General features: G+C 54.7%; 26 protein-coding genes. 6 read left to right on the top strand and 20 right to left on the bottom strand.

Features of this window, described 5'->3' with window-relative positions; genetic code table 11:
- From AAAU26_RS06045 to AAAU26_RS06140, 20 genes are all read right to left on the bottom strand, one after another.
- On the bottom strand, window positions 1-510 hold a 510-nt coding region (locus tag AAAU26_RS06045), incomplete at its 3' end, for a ferritin-like domain-containing protein (RefSeq protein ID WP_349180956.1).
- Window positions 511-904: 394 nt separating this feature from the next.
- On the bottom strand, window positions 905-1834 hold the full coding sequence (trxB, locus tag AAAU26_RS06050) for a thioredoxin-disulfide reductase (protein ID WP_015536766.1): 930 nt from the start codon (window positions 1832-1834) through the stop codon (window positions 905-907).
- 14 nt (window positions 1835-1848) lie between these two features.
- Window positions 1849-2172 carry a thioredoxin gene (gene trxA / locus AAAU26_RS06055; RefSeq protein ID WP_112146291.1) on the bottom strand — a complete coding sequence of 108 codons (324 nt, stop codon included), beginning with the start codon at window positions 2170-2172 and terminating at the stop codon, window positions 1849-1851.
- 161 nt (window positions 2173-2333) lie between these two features.
- Window positions 2334-3515, bottom strand: coding sequence for an FprA family A-type flavoprotein (locus tag AAAU26_RS06060; protein ID WP_227619320.1), 1182 nt, complete (start codon window positions 3513-3515; stop codon window positions 2334-2336).
- Window positions 3516-3644: 129 nt separating this feature from the next.
- On the bottom strand, window positions 3645-4508 hold the full coding sequence (locus AAAU26_RS06065) for a nitroreductase family protein (RefSeq protein ID WP_227619321.1): 864 nt from the start codon (window positions 4506-4508) through the stop codon (window positions 3645-3647).
- A 34-nt stretch (window positions 4509-4542) separates the two neighbouring features.
- Entirely contained in the window at window positions 4543-5586 is a 1044-nt protein-coding gene (locus tag AAAU26_RS06070) for a ribonucleotide-diphosphate reductase subunit beta (protein WP_005946381.1), read from the bottom strand.
- A 10-nt stretch (window positions 5587-5596) separates the two neighbouring features.
- Entirely contained in the window at window positions 5597-8113 is a 2517-nt protein-coding gene (locus AAAU26_RS06075; RefSeq protein WP_227619322.1) for a ribonucleoside-diphosphate reductase subunit alpha, read from the bottom strand.
- Between the two features lie 165 nt (window positions 8114-8278).
- Window positions 8279-9490, bottom strand: coding sequence for an FprA family A-type flavoprotein (locus AAAU26_RS06080; RefSeq protein WP_227619323.1), 1212 nt, complete (start codon window positions 9488-9490; stop codon window positions 8279-8281).
- A gap of 23 nt (window positions 9491-9513) precedes the next feature.
- The gene (locus tag AAAU26_RS06085; protein WP_005921781.1) at window positions 9514-11427 is read right to left on the bottom strand and encodes an acyl-CoA dehydrogenase family protein; all 1914 of its coding nucleotides are present in this window, start codon (window positions 11425-11427) and stop codon (window positions 9514-9516) included.
- Window positions 11428-11449: 22 nt separating this feature from the next.
- Entirely contained in the window at window positions 11450-11881 is a 432-nt protein-coding gene (locus AAAU26_RS06090) for an RrF2 family transcriptional regulator (RefSeq protein ID WP_044959897.1), read from the bottom strand.
- Window positions 11882-12224: 343 nt separating this feature from the next.
- On the bottom strand, window positions 12225-12896 hold the full coding sequence (locus tag AAAU26_RS06095) for a GTP pyrophosphokinase (RefSeq protein ID WP_097782393.1): 672 nt from the start codon (window positions 12894-12896) through the stop codon (window positions 12225-12227).
- A complete protein-coding gene (locus AAAU26_RS06100; RefSeq protein WP_227619324.1) occupies window positions 12893-14587 on the bottom strand; it encodes an FAD-dependent oxidoreductase in 1695 nt (564 codons plus the stop codon). Before AAAU26_RS06100 ends, AAAU26_RS06095 begins: the two co-directional genes overlap by 4 nt.
- Window positions 14584-14904 carry a thioredoxin gene (gene trxA / locus AAAU26_RS06105; RefSeq protein WP_005946400.1) on the bottom strand — a complete coding sequence of 107 codons (321 nt, stop codon included), beginning with the start codon at window positions 14902-14904 and terminating at the stop codon, window positions 14584-14586. The genes AAAU26_RS06100 and trxA (AAAU26_RS06105) overlap by 4 nt, the downstream gene beginning before the upstream one ends.
- Before the next feature lie 28 nt (window positions 14905-14932).
- Entirely contained in the window at window positions 14933-15508 is a 576-nt protein-coding gene (locus AAAU26_RS06110; RefSeq protein ID WP_207697744.1) for a 4Fe-4S binding protein, read from the bottom strand.
- A complete protein-coding gene (locus AAAU26_RS06115; RefSeq protein ID WP_005946404.1) occupies window positions 15505-15708 on the bottom strand; it encodes a 4Fe-4S binding protein in 204 nt (67 codons plus the stop codon). The genes AAAU26_RS06110 and AAAU26_RS06115 overlap by 4 nt, the downstream gene beginning before the upstream one ends.
- Window positions 15709-15726: 18 nt before the next feature.
- Window positions 15727-15966 (bottom strand): ferredoxin-thioredoxin reductase catalytic domain-containing protein, encoded by a 240-nt coding sequence (locus AAAU26_RS06120; RefSeq protein WP_227619333.1) that lies wholly within the window; start codon window positions 15964-15966, stop codon window positions 15727-15729.
- An 81-nt stretch (window positions 15967-16047) separates the two neighbouring features.
- Window positions 16048-16422 carry a desulfoferrodoxin family protein gene (locus tag AAAU26_RS06125; protein ID WP_005921786.1) on the bottom strand — a complete coding sequence of 125 codons (375 nt, stop codon included), beginning with the start codon at window positions 16420-16422 and terminating at the stop codon, window positions 16048-16050.
- Window positions 16423-16443: 21 nt separating this feature from the next.
- On the bottom strand, window positions 16444-16986 hold the full coding sequence (rbr, locus tag AAAU26_RS06130) for a rubrerythrin (protein WP_158394941.1): 543 nt from the start codon (window positions 16984-16986) through the stop codon (window positions 16444-16446).
- Window positions 16987-17065: 79 nt separating this feature from the next.
- Complete coding sequence (locus tag AAAU26_RS06135; protein ID WP_097771467.1) at window positions 17066-17722, bottom strand: Crp/Fnr family transcriptional regulator; 657 nt, start codon at window positions 17720-17722, stop codon at window positions 17066-17068.
- A gap of 1 nt (window position 17723) precedes the next feature.
- Window positions 17724-18503, bottom strand: coding sequence for a DUF134 domain-containing protein (locus AAAU26_RS06140; protein WP_227619325.1), 780 nt, complete (start codon window positions 18501-18503; stop codon window positions 17724-17726).
- A 276-nt stretch (window positions 18504-18779) separates the two neighbouring features.
- Between AAAU26_RS06140 and AAAU26_RS06145 the strand changes: the two genes are divergently transcribed.
- The 6 genes from AAAU26_RS06145 to AAAU26_RS06170 form a co-directional block, all read left to right on the top strand.
- On the top strand, window positions 18780-18986 hold the full coding sequence (locus tag AAAU26_RS06145; RefSeq protein WP_097839462.1) for a DUF6219 family protein: 207 nt from the start codon (window positions 18780-18782) through the stop codon (window positions 18984-18986).
- Window positions 18987-19130: 144 nt separating this feature from the next.
- Window positions 19131-19301 (top strand): type I restriction enzyme endonuclease domain-containing protein, encoded by a 171-nt coding sequence (locus AAAU26_RS06150; protein ID WP_242965721.1) that lies wholly within the window; start codon window positions 19131-19133, stop codon window positions 19299-19301.
- 164 nt (window positions 19302-19465) lie between these two features.
- On the top strand, window positions 19466-19753 hold the full coding sequence (locus AAAU26_RS06155) for a hypothetical protein (protein ID WP_207677473.1): 288 nt from the start codon (window positions 19466-19468) through the stop codon (window positions 19751-19753).
- A 19-nt stretch (window positions 19754-19772) separates the two neighbouring features.
- Entirely contained in the window at window positions 19773-21278 is a 1506-nt protein-coding gene (locus tag AAAU26_RS06160; protein ID WP_227619326.1) for a Y-family DNA polymerase, read from the top strand.
- Window positions 21259-21756: a YolD-like family protein gene (locus tag AAAU26_RS06165; RefSeq protein ID WP_227619327.1), complete on the top strand. Its 498-nt coding sequence runs from the start codon at window positions 21259-21261 to the stop codon at window positions 21754-21756. The genes AAAU26_RS06160 and AAAU26_RS06165 overlap by 20 nt, the downstream gene beginning before the upstream one ends.
- Window positions 21725-22073, top strand: a 349-nt coding sequence (locus AAAU26_RS06170; protein WP_349180958.1) for a hypothetical protein, incomplete at its 3' end; no start/stop codon positions are given. The genes AAAU26_RS06165 and AAAU26_RS06170, both read left to right, overlap by 32 nt.

Genomic DNA, 22073 nt, shown 5'->3' on the forward strand with positions numbered 1-22073 from the left:
GTCCCTGACCTCGTATGCGGCGGCGTAGATGGCATTGATGCTGGCGGTGATCAGCATCTCGTGTTCCAGTGCTTTTTTCAGCGGGGCCATGTGGTCGCCTCGTTCCCACTCCGGCTTTGCGATAGCCTCAAAGGTGACGTCCTCGCCGTTATTCTGCAAATACTGATAAAACAGCATGGCGTGATCCCGTTCCTCCTGCGCCTGTACCCGGTACCAGTTCTCAAAGCCGTCCAGTCCGACGGCGGCGTAGTAGTTGGCAAAGTCCAGATACAGATAGGCGGAGTAGAACTCCTTATTGATCTGCTCGTTGAGCAGAAGAGATACGTTAGTGTTCATGATACTTCTCCTCCATAAGATTGTCTTTTCCTGCTCCCGGAATGGGGGCAGATATACCGTACCCAGAGCGATGCTGGGATGCTCCCTTTTCATCTCCAGGGACACCTGCTCCGCCTTGGGATGCTGCTGCAGCTCCGTTACGGCGGCCAATATCTCCTCTGCGTATTTTGGCATACCGCCAATTCTCCAAATGCAAGAATGAACCTTATTATTTTGCTTTTATTATACCTATATTTTTTTCTCTGTCAACAACCACAAAGGGCTTGTGCTCCAAAAGCTGCCTCGAAGCCGATTTTCTCAAATTATGTGACGCCGTCACAGTAAAACCGCTTGTCACGCGGCAATACTACGCATAAAAGCACAGCCGCAGAGTACATCTGTGGCTGTGCTTTGTGTTCAGTTGCTCACTGTTGTGTGGACTGGATATGGAGAGACAACATATCTCTTGATCTTACATGGGTTATCTTATCTGCCATCACTCTGGCAGTTTGCCTTGCAGATATGTCGGCATCCCCACTGCGGTCGTATCCGGCCTGACCTTAAACATGGCTTTTTCAATCTACCTCCCTTATCGGTTTTCCGCGATATATTTCTCCGCCATGTGGACTGCCACCGCGCCGTCCGCCACGGCGGTGACCACCTGACGGAGGGGCTTCGTCCTCACGTCGCCCACGGCGTATACGCCGGGAATACTGGTTTCCGTGGTCTCTCCGGCCACGATATAGCCGCCGCCGTCCAGCGCCAGTTGACCCACCGCCAGCGCCGTGGCGGGCTGTCGGCCCACGCTGACAAATACGCCGTCGCAGTCCACCACGCTTTCCTCACCGGTGACGGTGTCCCGCAGGCGGACGCCGGTCAGCCTGTCCCCGGAAAGCAGCGCGGAAACGACGCTGTTCCAACGGAATTCCACGTTTTCGGCCTGTGCCAGCGGCTCGTGATAGATCTTGGTGGCCCGCAGGGTGTCTCTGCGGTGGACGAGGATCACTTTTTTCGCCACGCGGCTGAGAAGGAGGGCATCTGCCGCGGCGGAATTGCCGCCGCCCACCACGACCACCGTTTTGCCCTTGTAAAACATCCCGTCGCAGGCGGCGCAGTAGGCCACGCCCCGGCCCAACAGCTCCGTCTCTCCGGCAACGCCCAGCGTTCTGGGGTCTGCGCCGGTGGCCAGCACCACGGTTTTCCCCCGGAAGATCCCCTCGCTGGTCTCCACGAGCTTGGGAACCGCCGTCAGATCCATGCGGAGAACTTCCGCGTATTCGCTGCGTGCCCCAAAACGCTCCGCCTGCTTTTGCATATTCTCCGCCAGAGAGAAGCCGTCGATCCCGTTCTCAAAGCCGGGGTAGTTGTCGATCTGCTCGGTCAGGGCCATCTGCCCACCGGCGGACAGTTTTTCCAGCACGATGGTGTCCAGCCCCGCCCGTGCCGCGTACAGGGCAGCGGTGTAGCCGCCCGGTCCGCCGCCCACCACGAGCATATCATAAACATGATTGTTGTTCATATCTGAACCCTCCGTTATTTCGCCAAGGCTTCCTGAATGAAACGGTCGATTTCTGCCTTTGAGCCGGGCGCGATGATGGAATCCACGGCCTTTCCGTTCCGGTACAGCACCAGAGTTGGGATGTCCTCGATCCCCTCGGCCCCCGCCAGCTGCGGCTCCTCGTCAATATTGATCTTGCCGACAGCAAGGCTGTCCGCGTATTCCTCTCCGATCTTCTCATACGCAGGGCCGATCCTCCGGCAATAGCTGCACCAGGGCGCCCAGAAATCCACCAAAACAGGCTTTTCCTCCCGGATCAACTGCTTAAACTGCTCCTGATTCATATTCATAGCTGCCATATCTGTCAGCTCCTTTCCTTTGTTTGGGTATTCTCAAGACTCCGGTCTCGCCCCACACCACATTGTGACCTCATCCTGAGATGACGGTACTCTGCCCTTGGGACATAAAGCAGATGAGTAAGACCATCATCTGTACGAAAATAGCTGCGGTTTGTTGCAGCTTATTCTGCGCAGAGCTCAGCCACCAGAGCGTCCATCTGCGCTTCGCTGGTTTGGTTCAATGCACCACGCAGAGACACTACCGTTTCGTAAAGGTGGATATCCTTCATCTCCTCCAATTTGGTGCGCATCAGCCGCGCGGCAGCAGGTGCCCAAGAGCCGTCTTCAATAAGGCCAACCCGGCGGTTTCGGAATCCCTTTGTCCGTAAATGTTCCAAAAACTCCCTCATGGGCGGAAACAGTCCTCCGTCATAGGTGGCGCTGGCTAAAACCAACTTCCCGCAGTAGAACGCACTGGCAACAGCGTAGGAAAGATCTGTCACAGTGAGATCACATATGTTGACCTGTACGCCTTTTTTCTCTAATTTACCCTTGAGGGTCTTCGCCGCATGGGCAGTATTTCCATGGATGGATGCGTGAGCGATCAGGATGCCCTCCGGTTCTTCCGGTTTCCATTGTGACCAGAGATCATAGAGCCGCAGGTACTCCCCCAAGTCTTCTGTGAGCATGGGGCCATGGAGCGGGCAGATCGTTTTGATCTCCAGCGCGGAGATTTTTTTCAGCAGAGCCTGCACCTGTGCGCCATATTTCCCGATAATATTGTAATAATACCGTCGGGCCTGCGGCACCCAGGGGGCACGGGCAGTCCGTTCCAGTGAGCCAAAGCGTCCGAAGGCATCCGCCGAGAACAGGATTTTTTCCGTTTCCTCATACGCCGTCATCACCTCCGGCCAGTGTACCATCGGCGCCAGCAGAAAGCGCAGCCGGTGCAAACCCAAGGAAAGCGTATCTCTTTCGCCAACCTCCAGCATACGGTCTTCCGACAATGCACCTGTGCCGAAGAACTGCTTGATCAGGGTAAATGTTTTCGCGTTTCCCACGATCTTCATCTCCGGGTACTCTTGCGCCAGCCGCATGAGGCTGCCGGAATGATCCGGCTCCATGTGTGTAACCACAAGATAGTCGGGGCTGCGCCCCTCCAACACCCGCGCCACATTGGAAAGCCATTCTTCCGTTGCCCGTGCGTCCACGCTGTCCATCACGGCGATCTTCTCATCCAGAATGACATAGGAGTTGTAGCTCACTCCCATAGGCTGGACGGAGTACTGGTTTTCAAAGAGTGCCAATGTGTTATCATCCACCCCTACATAGCGGATGGCATCTGTTACCGTTTGGATAGCCATATAAAAAAATACCTCCTATTTTCCTTACTCAGACTCTGACTGATAGGTTCTTCTTTTCTAATGGAACATACGCTCAACCGCAGATCGGCGGTCGCGCATTTTACCGTTGCCTTGCTTCCCCCAGAGTCGTTACATGTGGTACACCGCAGCGGAGCGAAGTCCTTCCGGCAGGCCGTCGGGCGCAGCAGGTGAAAGTTTCCAGCGTACCTGCCCCGCCCACTGGGAGGCGACGGCGGAGAAGTGGAGCATGACAATACCGAGATCCAATGCGGCATCCAAATTATCGGTGTAGGCATCCTCCTGCTGCACCAAATAGATGCTGTGATCCTGCACAAGGAAGCCATAGGGCTGACGGTTGAGATAGCTGGGGGAGAGCGAAGCGGCGTAGAAGGACTGCCAGAGCATATCGTCGTAGAAGTCTATCATCTCGTCAAGCCCAGACTGGTTGCTCCAGCTCCCCATGTGAACCAAATCGTGCACGCCCTTTTTGGGCGCGTAGTACTGCTGCTCGGCCCGCACATCGATCTGAGACATACTTAGGATATTCAGCCGCAGCTTTTTTGCGGTCTTTTCCCCGTAGCCAAAGGCAACGATTGCCGCCACCTCTAACGGGGTGGCGAGAGACAGTGCCTTTTTGATTTTGTCGCTGTCGGTGAAGGTCATCCAGCAGGTGTCAATGTCCAACTCAGTCAGCTTGAGGACGAGATCTTCCATCATGTAGCCGGCGTTGATGGCCGCATAGGAATGCGGGGCAGACATAAGGAGCAGGTAGTGCGGTGCTCCGATGAGAAATTGATTATAGCCCGCTGAGCTCTCCAGCGCCGGCTGTGCATCCTTGTCCAAGACGATCAACTCCGTTGCAATCTCCGGGACAAGACGGGGGCAGGTCTTTTCATAGTAGGATCGGAGCTGGCCGATAGCCTCGCTCGGAACTTCCTTTTCGCGGAATGCGTGAACGGATCTGCGATTTTGAATCATAGCGCTGTAATTCATAGTAGTATCTCCTATTCTGATGTCTTTGGTTTTCTTATAAATCGTCTATCAGTGCGGTGCTCTTGGCGTAGGCGGTACTGCGTGCCTCAAAGAAATCGGTCTTGACCATGTTGGCGTCGGCGTACTGGCTGACCCATTCCATGCTCTCCGGTTCGCTCTCAAAGCCTGGATACAATGCGGGATAGCCAAGGCTCGTCCAGCGGAGGTTGCCGAGATAGCGGATGTAATCGCTGATCATCTGCCGGTTCAGCCCCGGGATGTCGTCGCCGATCACATAATGCCCCCATGCGATCTCCTGTTCCACGCCCTCACGCATCATCTCGCGCAGCGCTTGTACGCTCTCGGCGGTGAACAACTCCGGCTGCTCCTTTTGCAGCTCCGTGATGATATTGCGGAACAGCCACAAGTGCGTGTTCTCATCGCGGTTTATGTAGCGAATCTCCTGCGCCGAGCCGGGCATCTTCCCGTTTCGGGAGAGATTGTAGAAGAACATAAAGCCGCTGTAAAAATAGATGCCCTCCAAAATATAGTTTGCCATCATCACGCGCAGCAGCGTGGGAGCGTCCTTCCTCTCCTGAAACTCGTTGTAGCAGTCCCCAATGAAGGTGTTGCGGCGCAGCAGATGCTCGTCCGTTTTCCATTGGTAGAGGATGTCATTGCGCTCCACGGGGGAACAGATGGTGTCGAGCATATAGCTGTAGCTCTGTGAGTGGACACACTCCTGAAACGCCTGAATGGACAGGCAGAGATTGACCTCGTTGGCGGTAATGTAGGCGCCGATATTAGGCAGGTTCGCTGTCTGAATGGAATCCAAAAAGACAAGAAAACTCAGAATTTTATCGTAGGCGCTGCGCTCGGCTGACAGCAGGCGGGGATAGTCCTTCACATCCTGCGAGAGATTGATCTCCTCAGGGATCCAAAAGTTGTTCATGGCCTGCCGGTACCAGTCGCTGACCCAAGCGTACTTCATATTGTTGAAGTCGTTGAGGTTGGTGGTATTGCCGCCGATCATGCGCCGCAGGCGCACATCAGGGTCGCCCTCCGGGTTAAAAAGGGGCTTTTTCTTCAGTTCCGTCATGCTATCCTCCTTATGACGAGCAGCTTTCGCAGGCCTCGACCTCAAGGGCCTTGCTGCGGACATAGTAAATGGTCTTGACGCCGGCCCTCCACGCCTCCAAATACAGGCTGAGCACCTGACGCATGGAATAGTCGTTGGTGATATAGAGATTCATGCTCTGCGCCTGGTCAATATGTCTCTGGCGAAGGCCCGCGGCGCGTACCGACCAGCTTTGGTCGATCAGATGCGCCGCCTTATAGCACCACCATGTATCCATAGAAAGCTCCGGAGCAACGCGGGGCAGCATGCTGCCCTTTTTCTCCTCTAAAAAGAATTTCTTCATAATTGGATCTATGCCCGCCGACGTGCCGGAGATGATAGATGTGCTGGAGGTCGGTGCGACCGCCAGAAGATAGGCGTTGCGCATTCCCTGCACCGCCACCGTTTTCGCAAGCGCCCGCCACTTTTCGGAGGTATAACCCCGCTTTTCAAAATACGCGCCAGTCTGCCAGTCGCTGCCCTCAAAGAGCGCGTAACGCCCCTTTTCCCGTGCCAGTGCTGTGTCCGCCTTGACGGCGGCGTAGTTGATGAGCTCGAACACTGCGTCGGTGAAGGCAAGGTGCTCATCGCTCTCCCAGCGGATGCCGCGCTTTGCCAGCATGTGGTGGTAGCCGCTGACGCCCAGGCCGATGCTGCGGTACTTCTGATTGGAAAGCCGCGCGTATTCCAACGGGTAGAAGTTGAGGTCAATCACATTATCCAGTGCGCGGATGGCCGTTTCCACCGTGCGTTCCATATAGGCCTCGTCCTCCACCGGCAGATTACCGAGAGACAGACTCGCCAGGTTGCAGACCACAAACTCACCTGGGCGTGTGGCCGTCACCACAATTGTGTCGCCGTTCTCCGTGTGCACCTCAGTGCTGATGTGCTCGATGGGTGCCATGTTCTGCGCGATCTCCGTACAGAGATTGGAGCAATAAATCATTCCCGTGTGGCCGTTTGGGTTCATATGATTTACACTGTCGCGATTGAAAGCGAAGGGTGTGCCGGTCTCCACTGCCGAGCGAAGCACCAGCCGCACGATGTCCTTGACGGTGACGCTGCGCTTTTCGATGCGCGGGTCATTGACGCAGTCCAGATACCGCTTCTCCCATTCTGTACCCCAGTAATCCTCCAGTGCGTAGCCCTTGACCGTGAGGATCTCATGCGGACACATGAGATGCCACGGCGCGTCTATGTTCTCCTCCGCCAGTCGCCAGAAGAGATCCGGATAGCACACGGCGGGAAACACATCATGTGCCTTCATGCGGTCGTCGCCGTTGTTGGTGCGCAGTTGAAGGAATTCCGGCAGATCCCGGTGCCATGCGTCTAAGTAAACCGCCACAGCGCCCTGCCGCATCCCCAACTGATCCACCGCCACGGCGGTGTCGTTGACCAGCCGGATCCAGCGGATAACACCGCCCGCCGCCCCTTGAAAGCCGCGGATGGTGCTGCCTGCAGCGCGCACCTTACCGAAGTACATCCCCATTCCACCGCCGAATTTAGAGACCTTTGCGAAGTTGTCCAGCGAGCGGTAGATGCCGTCCAGACTGTCCGGCACAGTGTCCACAAAGCAGCTTGAAAGCTGATGGTAGGGCTTTCGTGCGTTGGACATGGTAGGTGTCGCCATTGTGACCTCCATACGGCTGAGCATATCGTAAAAGCGTTTTACCCACCCCATGCGGTCAGAGCCTTCGTTCATAGCAAGATGCAGCGCGATACCCAAAAACATCTCCTGCGGTGTTTCCAGCGGCACGCGGCTGCGTGACTGGATCACATAGCGTTTGAGCAGCAGGTCAAGGCCGGAGTAGGTGAACAGCTCGTCCCGTTCCGGGCAGAGAAAGTCCTCCGCCATGGCAATCTCCTCGTGGGTATAGTGGGCAAGGATATAGTCACCGTAGAGTCCCTTATCCGTCAGATAGCGAAGCTTGCCATAGAGGTCGCAGACGCCGCGCCCCTCCCATTCCTGTGCGTTGCGACAGCGAAAGGAGTGGTTCAGAAGCCGCGCCGCGATGAACTCCCACTTGGGTGCCTCTGCCGTAGTCAGCTCTACCGCCGCCTTGGTCAGTGCCTCAGCCCGCTCATCCTCCGTCATGCCCAGGCGACAGAAACTCTCAAACTTCATTTGAAGCGCCGCGAGGGAGTAGACTTCCTCGGTAAAATCCATCTGGATGCGGCGCAGCACCTCGTCAAGCGAGTCATCCCCCACCGTCCGCGCGATGGTATGCCGGACACGGCGCAGCGCAGACCGCTTTTCGCGGTAGAGGATGTACGCCTTGGCCACCTCATAGTGTCCGCGCTCCATGAGCGTTCGCTCCACCTCGTCCTGCACACGTTCCACGGTGAGCGGCACTGTGACGGAGAGATTGTCGAGAACGGTGGCGAGGATCTCATCCATCTCTCTGCTCCCGATCTCCCTGCCCTGTCCGTCAAACGCCTTTTTCATGGCGTTGAAAATTTTCTCCTGTTGAAAGGGAACAGACTCCCCGTTTCGTTTTCTGATCTCCATTTCGATCCTCTCATCTTCTCCGGTCACTTCTCATGTCCTTTTGAGCAAAGAGCGGGCAAGCGCAGTATCACGCTTGCCCGCTCTGTTTTTGAAAGCCGGTTTTTCTGCAGCCGACGCGGCGGGGCTGTTTGTTGTCTGTTGTCTTGGTTTTGGCTTTCCTGCCAGTTACTTCATAGATTCCAGAATGGCGTCCGCCAGTGCTTCCAGCTCAGTGCGCTTGTCCGTGCCCATGGACGAGGCGAGGCTGAGCCGCTCGTTGAGCACCGTCATGTTCTTAAGTTCATTGTTGACGAATTTCTGCATGAGGTCACCGGACTTCACCGCCCATGAGCCGTTTTCAATGATGGCAAAGGTGCGATTTTGCAGATTCAGTGCCTTCATATCCATGAGGAAGTCATGCATGGCGGGGTAGATGCCGAGGTTGTAGGTCACAGAGGCCAGGACAATGTGACTGTACTTAAACGCCTCGGAGATCAGCTGGGAGACATGAGTGGAGGACACATCGTACATCGCCACCTTGCTCATGCCCTTATCGCAGAGCGACGTCGCCAGCGCCTGCGCCGCGTTCTCCGTGTTGCCATACATAGAGGCGTAGACGATGAGCACGCCCTGGGTCTCAGGGGCATAGCGGCTCCATGTGTCGTATTTTTCGATGAACCAGCCCAGATCCTTGCGCCACACGGGGCCGTGGAGCGGGCAGATGTACTTGATCTGATCCAAAACGCCGCTGGCCTTTTTCAGCAGGAGCTGGATGTGGGGGCCGTACTTGCCCACGATGTTGGTGAGGTAGCGGCGGGCGTCGTCCAGCCAGTCCCGCTCGAAGTCCACCTCGTCGGCGAACAGCTTGCCGTCCAGCGCGCCGAAGGTGCCGAAGGCGTCGGCGGAAAAGAGGACGCCGTCGGTGACGTCGAGGGTCACCATGGCCTCCGGCCAGTGAACCATAGGCGCGCCCACAAAGGTGACGGTGTGCTTGCCGAAGGAGAAGGTATCGCCCTCCTTCACCTCGATGCACTCATGTCCGTCCACATGGAAGCCGAACTGCCGCATGAGCATGAATGCCTTCTCGTTGGAGATCAGTTTCACCTTGGGATGGCGCAGCAGGATCTCCTCGATGCAGGCGGCGTGATCCGGCTCCAGATGGTTGACCAGCAGGTAGTCCAGCTCGCGGCCATCCAGCACATACGCCAGATTTTCCAAAAGCTGGCGGCAGGCAGACCAGTCCACCGTGTCAAAGAGCACCGTCTTTTCATCCAGCAGGCAGTAGGCGTTGTAGGTTACGCCCCGGGGAATGGGAAAGCAGTTTTCAAACAGGGCCAGGCGATGGTCGTTGGCGCCCACCCAGTAGAGGTCGTTCGTTACTTTACGCACGCAATACATCTTATCTTGCCTCCTTCACGGCCTCAAGCCTTTACAAATTGATCCTTCGTCTCCGCGCACTCGGGACACACCCACTCGGCGGGAAGCTGCTCAAAGAGCGTACCGGGCGCGATCTCGCCGTCCTCGTCGCCCAACTCCGGCACATACTCGTAGCCGCAGCCGCTGCAGACGTAGCGGTCGCCGATGGGGGCGGGCTTCGGCGGCGTGGGCCGCTTCATCTTTACCATGGGCGGCGCGGGCAGCTTTTCGCCGCTATCCAGCGCGGCAGTGAGCAGGGGCAGGATCTCCTCCACATCGCCCACGATGCCGTAGTCGCAGTTCTTGAAGATAGGCGCGTTACCGTTCTTATTGATGGCCACGATGGTGGAGGCGTCCTTGATGCCCTTAAGGTGCTGGGATGCGCCGGAGATGCCGCAGGCGATGTACAGATTGCCGGTGAACTTCTGACCGGACATACCCACATAGCGGTTCAGCGGCAGATATTTGAGAGTCTCCGCCACAGGGCGGGAAGAACCGATGGCCGCGCCGGCGGCCTTGGCCAGCGACTCTACCAGTTTCATGTTCTTTTTCTCCCCGATGCCCTTGCCCGCGGAGACCACCCGCTCCGCCTGCGGGATGGGCGTATCCATAGGGATGCCCACGGAGAAGTCGTGACCATCCTTCTTCAGCGCCGCCACAAGGTCGGCCACCTGCTGGGCAGCATCCCCCTCCCGGAAGATGGTCTTTTTGCGAATGCCGGTGATGGGCGCGGGTTTCTTGGCCGCCGAACGGCTCTCGCCGCCGGAGCTCTTGCCCAGCCTGCCCAACAGATGAGAGGCGATGACCACCCGCTGGATCTCGTTAGTGCCCTCGTAGAGGGTGGTGATCTTGGCGTCGCGGTAGGCCCGTTCCACCTCCATGCCCTTGAGGTAGCCGCTGCCGCCGTGGATCTGCAAGGCATCGTTGGTGACCTCCAGCGCGATGTCCGAGGCGTACATCTTCGCCATGGCGGACTCCATGCCGTAAGGCGCGTGCTGCTCCTTCAGCTCCGCCGCGGAGTAGATGAGGAACCGGGCGCAGCGCAGCTTGGTTGCCATATCTGCCAGCTTGAAGGCGATGCTCTGCTGGGCCGCGATGGGCTTGCCGAACTGGACGCGCTCCTTGGAATAGCTCAACGCGTGCTCAAACGCGCCCTGGGCGATGCCCAGCGCCTGCGCGGCGATGCCGATGCGTCCGCCGTCCAGCGTGGACATGGCAATCTTGAAGCCCTCGCCCTCCTTGCCCAATAGGTTTTCCTTGGGAACCTTCACGTTGTTGAAGATCAGCTCCGCCGTGGAGGAGGAGCGAATACCCATCTTGTCATAGTGGTCGCCGAACTCAAAGCCCTTCCAGCCCTTCTCCACGATGAAAGCGGAGATGCCCCGGGTGCCGATGTCCGGCGTGGTGACGGCGAAAACCACATAGGTGTCCGCCTTAGGGGCGTTGGTAATGAAGATCTTGCCGCCGTTGAGGAGGTAGTAGTCCCCCTTATCCAGCGCCGTGGTCTCCGTGCCGCCGGCGTCGGATCCGGCGTTGGTCTCCGTAAGGCCGAAGGCGCCGATCTTCTCGCCCTTGGCCAGCGGAACCAGATATTTCTTCTTCTGCTCCTCGGTGCCATAGGCGAAAATGGGCCATGAGCCGAGGGAGACGTGGGCGGAGAGGATTACGCCCGTGCCGCCGTCCACACGGGCCAGTTCCTCCACCGCGATGGCGTAGCTCAGGGCATCAAGACCGGCACCGCCGTACTCCTTGGGGTAGGGAATGCCCATCCAGCCCAGCTTACCCAGCTTCTTGACAGCCTCCTCGGGAAACTCGTTGTTCTGATCCATTAAAAATGCGAGGGGCTTGATCTCCTCCTCCGCAAAACTCCGGATCTTCGCGCGCAGCTCTTCGTGCGCCGCCGTGGTTTGAAACAACATATGGGTACCTCCTTTTAAAATTTTACAGCTTGCTTGTATCTTGGGGATCGGATCCGCCGGTCAGCAGCCTGCGCAGGCTCACGGCACGGAACGCCTCGTCCTGCTTTTGCTGCAAGGCCGCCAGTTGACAGTGGATGGCGCACCGCCCATGCTTGTCCTGCCAGCGGCATTTATATCCCGGCTCCATGCAGGCGCACAGGATGCCCCGCTCCCCCACGACCCCCATGAGATCGTAGAGGGAGGTCGCGTCCAGATCGCAGGACAGCGCGCAGCCGCCGAGAGCGCCGCGGCTCACCCTCACCAAATTGCCGGCGGAGAGCTTGCGCAGAATCTGGTAGGCAAACTGATTGGGGATCAATTCCGTTTCCGACATCTCGGCCACCGAATGCTTCTCCCCGTCCAGCAGCACCCGCAAAATGCGCAGCGCGTAGTCCGTCTCTTTGGTGATGATCATGCTCCACATCCTCTTTTCGCTTGCTTGTTAATACTATCATATCAATCTTGATAAATTTTGTCAAGATTATTTCAAAAAAAAATATTGCTTTCATACAGACCGCCCCAGCCCGGGTCAACTTCGCTTTCCATTCAGCGAAAAGCCATGTTCCTTACAATTATAGAAGCCGAAAAAGCTGTGCCGTGGCAGTCCGCCGAAAGCAGAAAAGACTATGCCTGAAAACCAGAAAGCGGAGAAATTGGTTGGGGCTCGCAGGGGTCGCCCATCCAAGGCGGATGAGGCGATCCCTGGCAAGTCCAAGGCAAGCACCAAAGTGCGTGCTTTTCATTTTATATCCGACGCACTATGTTAAGATGTGCAGTAGATGTTCCATTTTTCTGTCCCATTCTCTGCTGGAATCGGCGCACTCTTTCAATTCAGTTTCGACTTCAGCATTTATCGGCAAGTTTTTCTTGTAGCGGATGGTATGCTCAAGGCTTGCCCAGAAGTCCATAGCGATTGTACGGAGTTGTATCTCCACTGGCACATGGATCTCTTTTTCCGCAAAGAATACCGGCAGCCGGATCGTCAGGTGCAGACTGCGATAGCCATTTGGCTTAGGGTGTGAAATATAATCTTTCTCCGTGATGATTTCAATGTCAGACTGATCTTTTAAGCACTTTGCCAAAAAGAACACATCCTCCTCGAAAGAGCAGATCACCCGCACACCGGCAATATCCATGATATTTGCCTGCATGGTCGGAAAATCCAGAGAAAGTCCGCGCTTCTGCATCTTATTCATAATGCTGGACGGCGACTTCAAGCGACTTTTCATACTTTCTATCGGATTGCGGTCATGCTGCAATGAAAACTCTTCGTTTAGAATTTCCAACCTGCTTTCCAGTGCTTTCAGCGCACATCGGTATTGCAGCATGACTTCCTGATACCTGCGATTTTCGCTTAAAAGGCGCTGGCACTGCAGATCATCTAAGCCTTTATCTGCCGCAACCGTCAAGCCAAATAAATTTTCACTCATAGTTTCTCCATTCCGCAGGGATAGGCGCTCCGCGCTGTCTGCTGCTCTTGTGTTACGACCTGATAAAAACTGTATCCGCCGGAGAGATGGGAACAGCTGAAACCATACTGCGTCAAAAGCCGACAGGCCAGATAACTGCGAAGCCCAGTCTGGCAATTCACATAGATAGGCTTGTCCCGCTCTAACTCGTCCAAGTGCTCCCGCAGATCGTCCAGTGGAATATTGCGGAATCCATTCAAGTGCCCACGCCGATATTGGCCTTCCGTACGGACGTCCAGCAGCGTCGCACTGCCATCGCAGGGCAAGCCCTCAACATCATTCCAATGGAACTGCTGCACTTTCCCGCTCTCCAAATCCTCGATCATAAAACCGGCCATATTGACCGGATCCTTGGCAGAGGAATAGGGCGGCGCATAGGAAAGGTCAAGTTCCGTCAGTTCCAAAGCTTTCATTTTTGCGCGAATGGCCGTTGCCAGTACATCAATACGCTTGTCCACGCCCTCGCCGCCAACGATCTGCGCACCCAGCAGCCGCAGGCTTTCCTTTTCATACAGTACCTTCATTGCCATAGACTGTGCGCCGGGGTAATAGGCAGCGTGGGATGCTGGGAAAAGCACGACTTTATCGTAAGCGATTTCTGCTGCCTGCGCCGCTTTTTCATTGATCCCCGTGGAGGCCGCTGTCAAGCCGAACAGTTTCAGAACAGACGAGCCCTGAGAGCCGTGAAAGTGGCTATTGCCGCCACAGATATTGTCAGCGGCAATGCGTCCCTGCTTGTTGGCGGGTCCCGCCAGCGAAATCAACGCTTTCTGCCCGGTTACAAAATGGGTGACCTCTACGGCATCGCCCACAGCATAGATGTCCGGCACGGAGGTTTCCATCCGTTCGTTGACAGCGATGCTGCCACGAATACCCAGCTCAAGTCCGGCCTCTTTTGCCAGATGGGTGTCCGGCGTGACGCCGATGGCCAGCAAAACCATATCCGAATGCAGCGGCTCACTACCCTCCAACAGGGTCAGCACGGAATCTCCGTCCTGCCGAAATCCGGTGACGGTTTCACCCAACCGCAGAGTCACGCCGTGTCTGCGCATTTCCGCATGGACAAAGCTCGCCATATCCGTATCCAGCGGCGCTAATAGCTGCTTTGGACGTTGGACGATGGTGACAGAAACGCCCATTTCTGTAAGGTTTTCCGCCATTTCCAGACCGATAAAGCCGCCGCCAGCCAAAACAGCGTTTTTCGGCTTCTGATCCTCTACAAAGTGCCTAATGCGGAGGGTATCCTCCACGGTGCGCAGCGTGAAAACACGCTCACTGCTGACGCCGGAAAGCGCAGGAACCGTCGGCTTTGCGCCGGGTGCGAGGAGCAGTTTGTCATAGGTTTCCGTATAGATCTTCCCGCTGTCCAGTGTGCGGACAGTGACGGTTTTCTCTGCGGGATTGATCGCAGTTACTTCCTGCCGTACCCGTACATCAATGCGAAAGCGGTCCCAGAAGCTCTCCGGAGTTTGCAGTGTCAGTTCTTCTTGCTCCTTGATCACACCGCCCACATAATACGGCAGACCGCAGTTGGCATAGGACACATAGCCACTGCGCTCGATCATGATGATCTGGGCGTGTTCATCCAAACGGCGGATGCGGGCAGCGGCAGAAGCACCGCCCGCCACACCGCCTACGATCACAACTTTCATCTTGCGCCCTCCACCATTGCGGCAATCTCCGACTTAGGCCGATAGCCGACCGATTTGGTAATGGCCTTTCCATCCTTGAATACGACCAGCATCGGGATGCTGGATACTTGAAAACGCATTGCCAGCTCCATCTGCTCATCCACGTTGACCTTGCCCACCTTGAGCGTACCGCTTTTTTCTTCGGCAAGCTCATGCAGTACGGGAGAGAGCATTTTGCACGGTCCGCACCAGTCCGCATAGAAATCCAGCAGGACGGGCTTGTCGGAATGCAGTATCTCATTTTCAAAATTCGCAGCAGTAATTTTCAGTTCAGCCATGAGAAAGGCTCCGTTCTGTTATCTTTGTTTATTCTTTGTTTTTCAGCTTGCAAATACTCTGCGTCATGGTTCCCATCGGGCAAAACGCACACCATGTGCGGGGCATGTAGAGCACCATAACGATCAGACCCAGCAGCAGAGAGGTCAGCATGAGGCTATAAAAGCCAAAGCTGAACTGCGCCACCCAGTCAGTGACCGTACCGGCTGTATAAGTCCAGCTCCACGGCACACGGAATGTCCAGAACAGCTTAATGGCCTCCCGCAGGGACGTAGCACCAGCAGCGACCAGATAGGTCTGGAACACCATGTTGCCGAACATCGTCAGGAAAAAGAGCAAAAAGGCATAACGGAACCACTTGGAGGACATCCAGCGGGGCGTGGGCTTGCAGCGGGAGCATTTAAGGTCTGTCCCCAGCTTGCTGAACAGTTGACCCCGTCCACAGAGGTGGTTGCAAAAGAATTTGTTCCCGCCAAAGATGGCTAAAAGCAGCGGCAGAAGAAAATCGATCATACCCAGCCACGCGAACAGGATATTGAAAAAGCCCAGTGCAAAATAGATGATGGCATATACCCACAGGTAATCGTACCAATGCTTTGCTTTCATGCGTCAGCCCTCACTTTCACCTCAATGCAGCCGACGGGACAGAGCTTTGCGCACTTGCCGCAGCCTACGCAGCGTTCCGCCTCCACGGCGGCGTAGCAGCCACGGCGCACCTTGACGGCCCCCAGTGGGCAGGTATTTTCACACACACCACAGGCGACACACCGCGTCTTATCTATGGCAGCCAGTTTCTTTGACAGCATAGCTTTCCTCCCTTAATCCTACAAGGATTTGTAATAGAGCATACAGTGGCAGACCCCCTCGAAGCCCGGATCTGCAATTGGATTCTTGAACTCCTGGCACATACATTTGGTTGCCTCTGTGCGCTCCCTGCGGCAGGGGCAGTACCCGCCGGTGCGCTTGAGTCCTTTTCTGATGGTGCTGACAATCTCCTGATCGGGATTGAGCTTGATTTTCATGTTCGCCAGCTCTTTCTTGATTGTGGCTTTATCATACCGCAGGACAAAGTCTTTTTCTGTGACGAGGTTACATTGATAAAAAAAATCCGGTGCTTTTTGAGCACCGGATTTTAAGAATGTGAATTACGCTTTCCACAGACTGTGGAGGTTGCAGTAGGCGTAGACCGCCTCGACCTCATCGCCCTCGCAGAGAGCGAAGCAGACCTCCGGCTTTTCGCCGGGATGCAGTTCCTTACGCTGATTGCCCTGCTTGGTCTGGAGAGATACCCATTCGATGTAGTGCTCCGGCAGCATGGGGTGCTCTACGGAGCCGACCTTGACATGGACGATGCCGTTTTCCACCGTCCAGACAGGAACGTGCTTCTCCACGGCGGCGTCGGTGGTGCCGGGAACGATCTCGCTCATCGGCTCACCGCAGCAGACGACAGGGACGCCTACGTCCTTAACTTTGGCAATGATGTTACCGCAATGCTTGCAAATGTAAAACTTCTGCTCCATGATAATTCTCCTTTTCTTTCTTTAATAGTTTTCTGCGTGAATTTCAAAATAGCTCTGGGGATGGTTGCAGGTGGGGCAAACCTCCGGAGCCTTCTCGCCCACGACGATGTGACCGCAGTTGCGGCACTCCCACACCTTGACCTCGCTCTTGGCGAAGACCTCCGCCATCTCCACATTGTGCAGCAGGGCACGGTAGCGCTCCTCGTGGTGCTTTTCAATGGCGGCGACCAGGCGGAAACGCTGGGCCAGCGCATGGAAACCTTCCTCATCGGCTGTTTTGGCAAAGCCGTCGTACATATCCGTCCACTCGTAGTTCTCACCCTCAGCGGCGGAGAGAAGGTTTTCTGCGGTGTCGCCAATGCCGTTCAGTTCTTTGAACCACAGCTTGGCGTGTTCCTTCTCATTATCAGCGGTTTTGAGGAACAGTGCCGCGATCTGCTCAAAGCCTTCCTTCTTGGCCTTGGATGCAAAATAGGTGTACTTGTTGCGTGCCTCGGACTCACCGGCAAAGGCAGCCATCAGGTTTTTTTCGGTTTGAGTTCCTGCGTATTTCGTTTCTTTCATGGTGGATACTCCTTCCTGCTTTTCTGCTTTTATTGTAGCAAATCTATGATTTTATTCCGTGACGAAGTCACATTCCTTTTTATTTTAGACGATTTAGTCTGTTCTTATCCCGCAGCGTGATTGCACCACGCTTCAGCTCCACCAGTCCGTCCTCCGAGAAGCTTTTGAGCATCCGTGCCACTGCCTCCCGTGCCGAGCTGATGTGCTGGGCGATCTGCTCATGGGTCATACGTATCGTGTCGGAGCCGGTACGTTCCGCTTCGGCAAAGAGAAATTCTGCCAGCCGCTGATCCAGCCCCTTGAACATGATCTGCTGCATCGCCCACATCACATCAGAAAACCGTTTCGTTGCCAGTTCATAGAGAAAACAGCGGACATGGAGATTTTTCTCCTTGAGTGCAGCAATGACATTTGCAGGGATAATCAGAACGTCCGTATCCATTCCGGCCGTCATTTGCGTATCAAAGGTGATCTGACTGATCACGCAGGAGGCGGAAAGCACGCATAGCTCGCCCGGATATAGGCGGAACAGCGTTACCTCCCGCCCCTCATCAGAGAGAAGATAAGTGCGGATCTCGCCGGAAAGAATAAACAGCATTCCGAGACATTCATTGTCGCTGCTGTGAACGAACGCACCCTTTTTATAATGACGGACAAAGGCACTTCGGCGTAGTGTGTCCATTTCGCGTTCGGTCAAGGATGACCAGAACGGAAGTTGTGTCAGTGTGCGTTCCATATCAATGGCAGCTATGCTTGCCGCAGCCGTGGTCACCGCAGGAGTGACCAGCCTCGCCGTGCTCATGATCATGGTGGTCACAGTGAACATTGGGATCGTAGCCCAGATTTCCGTTGAGCAATGCGCTCACCGCAGCATCAGCGTCCCCGCTGACACCGCCGTAGAGCTTGATGCCCGCTTCGGCCAGAGCTGCCTGCGCACCGCCGCCGATGCCTCCGCAAATCAAAGTGTCCACGCCGTTCTGCATCAGGAAGCCTGCCAGTGCGCCGTGACCGCTGCCGTTGGTGTCAACGACTTTCGCATGAGTGATTTTGCCGTCCACAGCTTCATAAAGCTTGAACTGCTCGGTGTGACCGAAATGCTGAAAGATTTGACCGTTTTCATAGGTAACTGCAATTTTCATAATGGAATCTCCTTTGCAAGTTTTGCCTAATTTTTCCATGTTGGTTCTCTGCATCCGGCAGCAACGGCCGCAGTGAGCTGCCTCCTGTCCTCCGCAAATGCGGTAGTTTCCCCCGGTGATGTGCAGCGGTTTCCCGTGGACAAGACACGCTGCAATCTTGCGCCGTGTGCCTTCGTAAATCTCCTGCACGGTAGAGCGTGAAATGTCCATCTGCGCGGCACACTGCTCGTGGGTTTGCTGCTCCAAGTCAACCAGCCGAATGACCTCGTATTCGTCCAGCGTCAGCAGGATCGGCTCGGTATTCTCGCACCCGTTGGGACAGAATGTATCGACCTGTGATACGCCACAAATTTGACGGCACCGTGGCGGTCTTGGCATGGGAGCTTTCTTCCCTTTGTATTCGGTATATTCCGATTGTAGCACTTTGAGCAGAAAAAAGCAATTTTTTTCAAAAGCTGCTACATTTTCCGTCCTCATATGTGTGCCGGCTGATATTCGGAGTCGAATGCTACATGTGAGCTTTGTTCGTAATGCCCACCGAGCATGACCGTAGCGGCAGTCACAGCATCCACATGAAAGCGTTCCCGGTAATGCTTGCATTTTCGTAAAAAAACGTTATAATTGAGTCAGTTAAATCAAAGGAGGCACCAAATCATGAAATCACATAAATACTGGGCCTTAGGCGCACTTTTCTGTATGTTGGGATGCATTTATTCTGGAATCAAAAAATCTATGACTGCGCATAAATACTTTGCCTATTCTTCATTGATTTGTATGGGCATGTCCATTTATTCCGGTCACAAACTGGTTTCTCCAAAGAAGAAAAAAATCACTAAATCAAATAATAGTGAGAATAGTTAAACAAAAAAAAATTCCTTTCTTTATCTTTATTCTCCTTGCCCTGCGGGACTAGTATGATTTTGAATACGGAACCGATAAAGAGGTTGACGGTGTGCTGTCATCAACGACAAGTGCAAGGCTCTGGCGCAAAAGGTCAAAGAGATTATCGACACCAAATCTTCGTTTGCTGACTGGCTGAACAATCAGAACGTCCGCAATCAGTTGAAGCTGGAGATCAAGATCTGCCTTGTAAAAAACGGCTATCCTCCACAGTACAGCCCCGAAGTTTTCAAAAAGGTCATGGAGCAGGTCGAGAACTTTGAGGAGAACAATTAAATCATCCATAAAGAAAAAAATACAGCTATATTCAGGCTTCACACTGAAATATAGCTGTATTTTTTTTGCATCGCTAACAATTGTTGTGCTTTCTCTTGAAAACAGCGTAAAGATTTATTATAATAAGATAAATAGTTGTGGACTTTGCAAAGGAGCTGTGAAGAATGAATCGAAACTGCCGTCGCAAAGCGGAAAAGGTCTATGTGAAAGTGACTTCTGATTTTGATGCAACAGGTTATATGCAGCCCCGACAAATTACATGGGGTGATGGGCGAACTTATCCCATCGAACAGGTACGAGATTTTCGCCCTGCAAATACCATTGCCGATCTACCCGGCGATTGCTATACTGTAATGGTAAAAGGTCAAGAAAAGCATTTGTTCTTTGAACGCAGCGACCCACGATTTCCATCCCGGTTTGGAAGATGGTTCGTGGAGGTGGAATCCAAATAACACAAAGGAGGGCTGAATCATGGCAACGCAGTACACCTATCTGGCAATCGACCTGAAAAGTTTCTATGCCTCGGTGGAGTGCGTAGACCGTCATCTCGACCCCCTGACCACCAATCTGGTGGTGGCAGACGCCTCCCGCACCGAAAAGACCATCTGCCTTGCGGTGTCGCCCTCCCTGAAAGCTTACAAGATACCCGGCAGAGCACGGCTGTTTGAAGCCGTCCAGCGGGTGAAAGAGGTCAACGCCCAGCGGCTGCAGACCGCCATCCAACAGAAAAAGGCAGTCCGGGGAGAGGATGGCAAATACCACTTTGCCAGCACCTCTTTTGATGCCAATGCCCTGAACTCAGACCCGACGCTGGGGCTGAGCTATATTGTTGCGCCGCCCCGGATGCAGCGGTATCTGGATGTGTCCACCCAGATCTACAAGACCTACCTCAAATATGTGTCCCCGGCAGACATTTACCCCTACTCCATCGACGAGGTTTTCATTGATGTGACGGGCTATCTGCCTTATTATCACATGAGCGCCCATGAACTTGCCATGACCATGGTGCGGGAGGTGCTGTACAACACCGGCATCACCGCAACGGCAGGCATCGGCACCAACCTCTACCTTGCAAAGCTGGCCATGGACATTGTGGCAAAGCACATCCCGGCAGACAAAGATGGTGTCCGCATTGCGGAACTGGATGAGCAGTCCTATCGGTATCTGCTGTGGAACCACAGACCCCTGACGGATTTCTGGATGACCGGTCCCGGAACCGTCAAGCGGCTGGAAGCTCATGGCATCTACACCATGGGGGACTTGGCACGGTTCTCCATCCATGGAGAAGATCGTCTGTATGAGATTTTCGGCGTGGATGCAGAAATTCTCATCGACCACGCATGGGGCTGCGAACCCTGCGGCATGGAGCAGATCAAAAGCTACAAGCCCAGCACCAACAGCATCAGCGAGGGGCAGGTGCTATCCACTCCTTACCCGTATGATAAAGCAAAACTCATTGTCCGGGAGATGGCGGAGATTCTGATGTTCCGGCTCACGGAAAAGAAGCTGGTGGCGGAATCCATCACTTTGGAGATAGGCTACGACCGGGAGAACGTGGACAAGGGCGGCTACCGTGATCTGACCCAGACCGACCGCTACGGCAGAATCATCCCCAAAGCGGCACACGGCACTGTCCGGTTCGATGCCCCTACCAATCTAGGCAGCACCATCATCAACGAAAGCGCAAAGCTGTTTGAGCGCATTACTAACCCTGCGCTGACGGTGCGGCGCATTACCATCAATGCCAACAAGGTCACGCCGGACGAGGGCATCTATCAGGTGGACTTTTTTACCGACACCAAGAAGCTGGAAAAGGAGAAAAAACTCCAGCAAGCCATGCTGGGCATCAAGAACAAGTACGGCAAAAATGCCGTACTGAAAGCCAGCAGCTACGAGGAAGGTGCCACCATGCGCCAGCGCAATGCGCAGATCGGTGGTCACAGCGCAGGAGGTCCGGATGGAAAACTACAAAAATAGCAAGATCGGACAAGAGACCGCCCAAAAGTACGGGGACATCATAGAGATGGAACGCACCCAGACCGAAGAATCCCTTCGCAAGCACCCCCGCATGACTTTACAGAACCGGGCAAAGATTTTCTCTCCCTTTGCAGCACTGCGGGGTTATGATGAGCAGCTTGCCGCAGAAAAACAGCGCACCGAGCGGGTGACCAAGCGCATTTTGACCGAGGAAGAAATGTCGGCTCTGTCCGATCGGCTGATGCAGGTCACCAAGGGCATGACCATCACAGTGCGGTATTTCAAAGAGGATACCGCCCACCCGGAGATTCCCGCAGTGGGCAACTACATCACGCTGACCGGAAAAGCGGACCGCATCGACCCGGTGTTCCGCACCTTGCAGGTGGGCGAAACCGTAGTGCCCTTTGAAGATCTGGTGGAAATCAGTGGGGAAAGCATCATGGAGATTGACCAATATCTCGGCATTACAGAGGATTAAGCACAAAAAAGACCACCAGCCGGAAACGGCTGGTGGTCTTGCTTACTTATGCTGTATCGCCGGGAGCTGTTTGATTTTATTTCCGACTTTTTTGCGTTCCAGTGAGAACACCATATCTGGAGTACGTTCAAAAAATCCTATATCACGCCGCCAGCTTGTCCCACACTTGCAATGGAACAGCCCTGTGAACTGCTGTTTCATCTTGCGCCCGCAGTTTGGGCAGATATGTTTACTTGCCCCTCATATTGCATTACTGGAGCTTTGCAAGGATTTCTTCAGCCGTCATACCGCTGGCAAGCAGCTTCTTCAGCACATCT

Source organism: Faecalibacterium longum (assembly GCF_040094125.1).
Lineage (GTDB): Bacteria > Bacillota > Clostridia > Oscillospirales > Ruminococcaceae > Faecalibacterium > Faecalibacterium longum.

What these genes read in the sequence shown, in the direction of transcription:
- trxB (WP_015536766.1), bottom strand. Translation starts at nt 1,834, where the DNA reads ATGAACAACAATCATGTTTATGATATGCTCGTGGTGGGCGGCGGACCG.
- trxA (WP_112146291.1), bottom strand. Translation starts at nt 2,172, where the DNA reads ATGGCAGCTATGAATATGAATCAGGAGCAGTTTAAGCAGTTGATCCGG.
- AAAU26_RS06060 (WP_227619320.1), bottom strand. Translation starts at nt 3,515, where the DNA reads ATGGCTATCCAAACGGTAACAGATGCCATCCGCTATGTAGGGGTGGAT.
- AAAU26_RS06065 (WP_227619321.1), bottom strand. Translation starts at nt 4,508, where the DNA reads ATGAATTACAGCGCTATGATTCAAAATCGCAGATCCGTTCACGCATTC.
- AAAU26_RS06070 (WP_005946381.1), bottom strand. Translation starts at nt 5,586, where the DNA reads ATGACGGAACTGAAGAAAAAGCCCCTTTTTAACCCGGAGGGCGACCCT.
- AAAU26_RS06075 (WP_227619322.1), bottom strand. Translation starts at nt 8,113, where the DNA reads ATGGAGATCAGAAAACGAAACGGGGAGTCTGTTCCCTTTCAACAGGAG.
- AAAU26_RS06080 (WP_227619323.1), bottom strand. Translation starts at nt 9,490, where the DNA reads ATGTATTGCGTGCGTAAAGTAACGAACGACCTCTACTGGGTGGGCGCC.
- AAAU26_RS06085 (WP_005921781.1), bottom strand. Translation starts at nt 11,427, where the DNA reads ATGTTGTTTCAAACCACGGCGGCGCACGAAGAGCTGCGCGCGAAGATC.
- AAAU26_RS06090 (WP_044959897.1), bottom strand. Translation starts at nt 11,881, where the DNA reads ATGATCATCACCAAAGAGACGGACTACGCGCTGCGCATTTTGCGGGTG.
- AAAU26_RS06095 (WP_097782393.1), bottom strand. Translation starts at nt 12,896, where the DNA reads ATGAGTGAAAATTTATTTGGCTTGACGGTTGCGGCAGATAAAGGCTTA.
- AAAU26_RS06100 (WP_227619324.1), bottom strand. Translation starts at nt 14,587, where the DNA reads ATGAAAGTTGTGATCGTAGGCGGTGTGGCGGGCGGTGCTTCTGCCGCT.
- trxA (WP_005946400.1), bottom strand. Translation starts at nt 14,904, where the DNA reads ATGGCTGAACTGAAAATTACTGCTGCGAATTTTGAAAATGAGATACTG.
- AAAU26_RS06110 (WP_207697744.1), bottom strand. Translation starts at nt 15,508, where the DNA reads ATGAAAGCAAAGCATTGGTACGATTACCTGTGGGTATATGCCATCATC.
- AAAU26_RS06115 (WP_005946404.1), bottom strand. Translation starts at nt 15,708, where the DNA reads ATGCTGTCAAAGAAACTGGCTGCCATAGATAAGACGCGGTGTGTCGCC.
- AAAU26_RS06125 (WP_005921786.1), bottom strand. Translation starts at nt 16,422, where the DNA reads ATGGAGCAGAAGTTTTACATTTGCAAGCATTGCGGTAACATCATTGCC.
- rbr (WP_158394941.1), bottom strand. Translation starts at nt 16,986, where the DNA reads ATGAAAGAAACGAAATACGCAGGAACTCAAACCGAAAAAAACCTGATG.
- AAAU26_RS06135 (WP_097771467.1), bottom strand. Translation starts at nt 17,722, where the DNA reads ATGGAACGCACACTGACACAACTTCCGTTCTGGTCATCCTTGACCGAA.
- AAAU26_RS06140 (WP_227619325.1), bottom strand. Translation starts at nt 18,503, where the DNA reads ATGCCAAGACCGCCACGGTGCCGTCAAATTTGTGGCGTATCACAGGTC.
- AAAU26_RS06145 (WP_097839462.1), top strand. Translation starts at nt 18,780, where the DNA reads ATGAAATCACATAAATACTGGGCCTTAGGCGCACTTTTCTGTATGTTG.
- AAAU26_RS06155 (WP_207677473.1), top strand. Translation starts at nt 19,466, where the DNA reads ATGAATCGAAACTGCCGTCGCAAAGCGGAAAAGGTCTATGTGAAAGTG.
- AAAU26_RS06160 (WP_227619326.1), top strand. Translation starts at nt 19,773, where the DNA reads ATGGCAACGCAGTACACCTATCTGGCAATCGACCTGAAAAGTTTCTAT.
- AAAU26_RS06165 (WP_227619327.1), top strand. Translation starts at nt 21,259, where the DNA reads ATGGAAAACTACAAAAATAGCAAGATCGGACAAGAGACCGCCCAAAAG.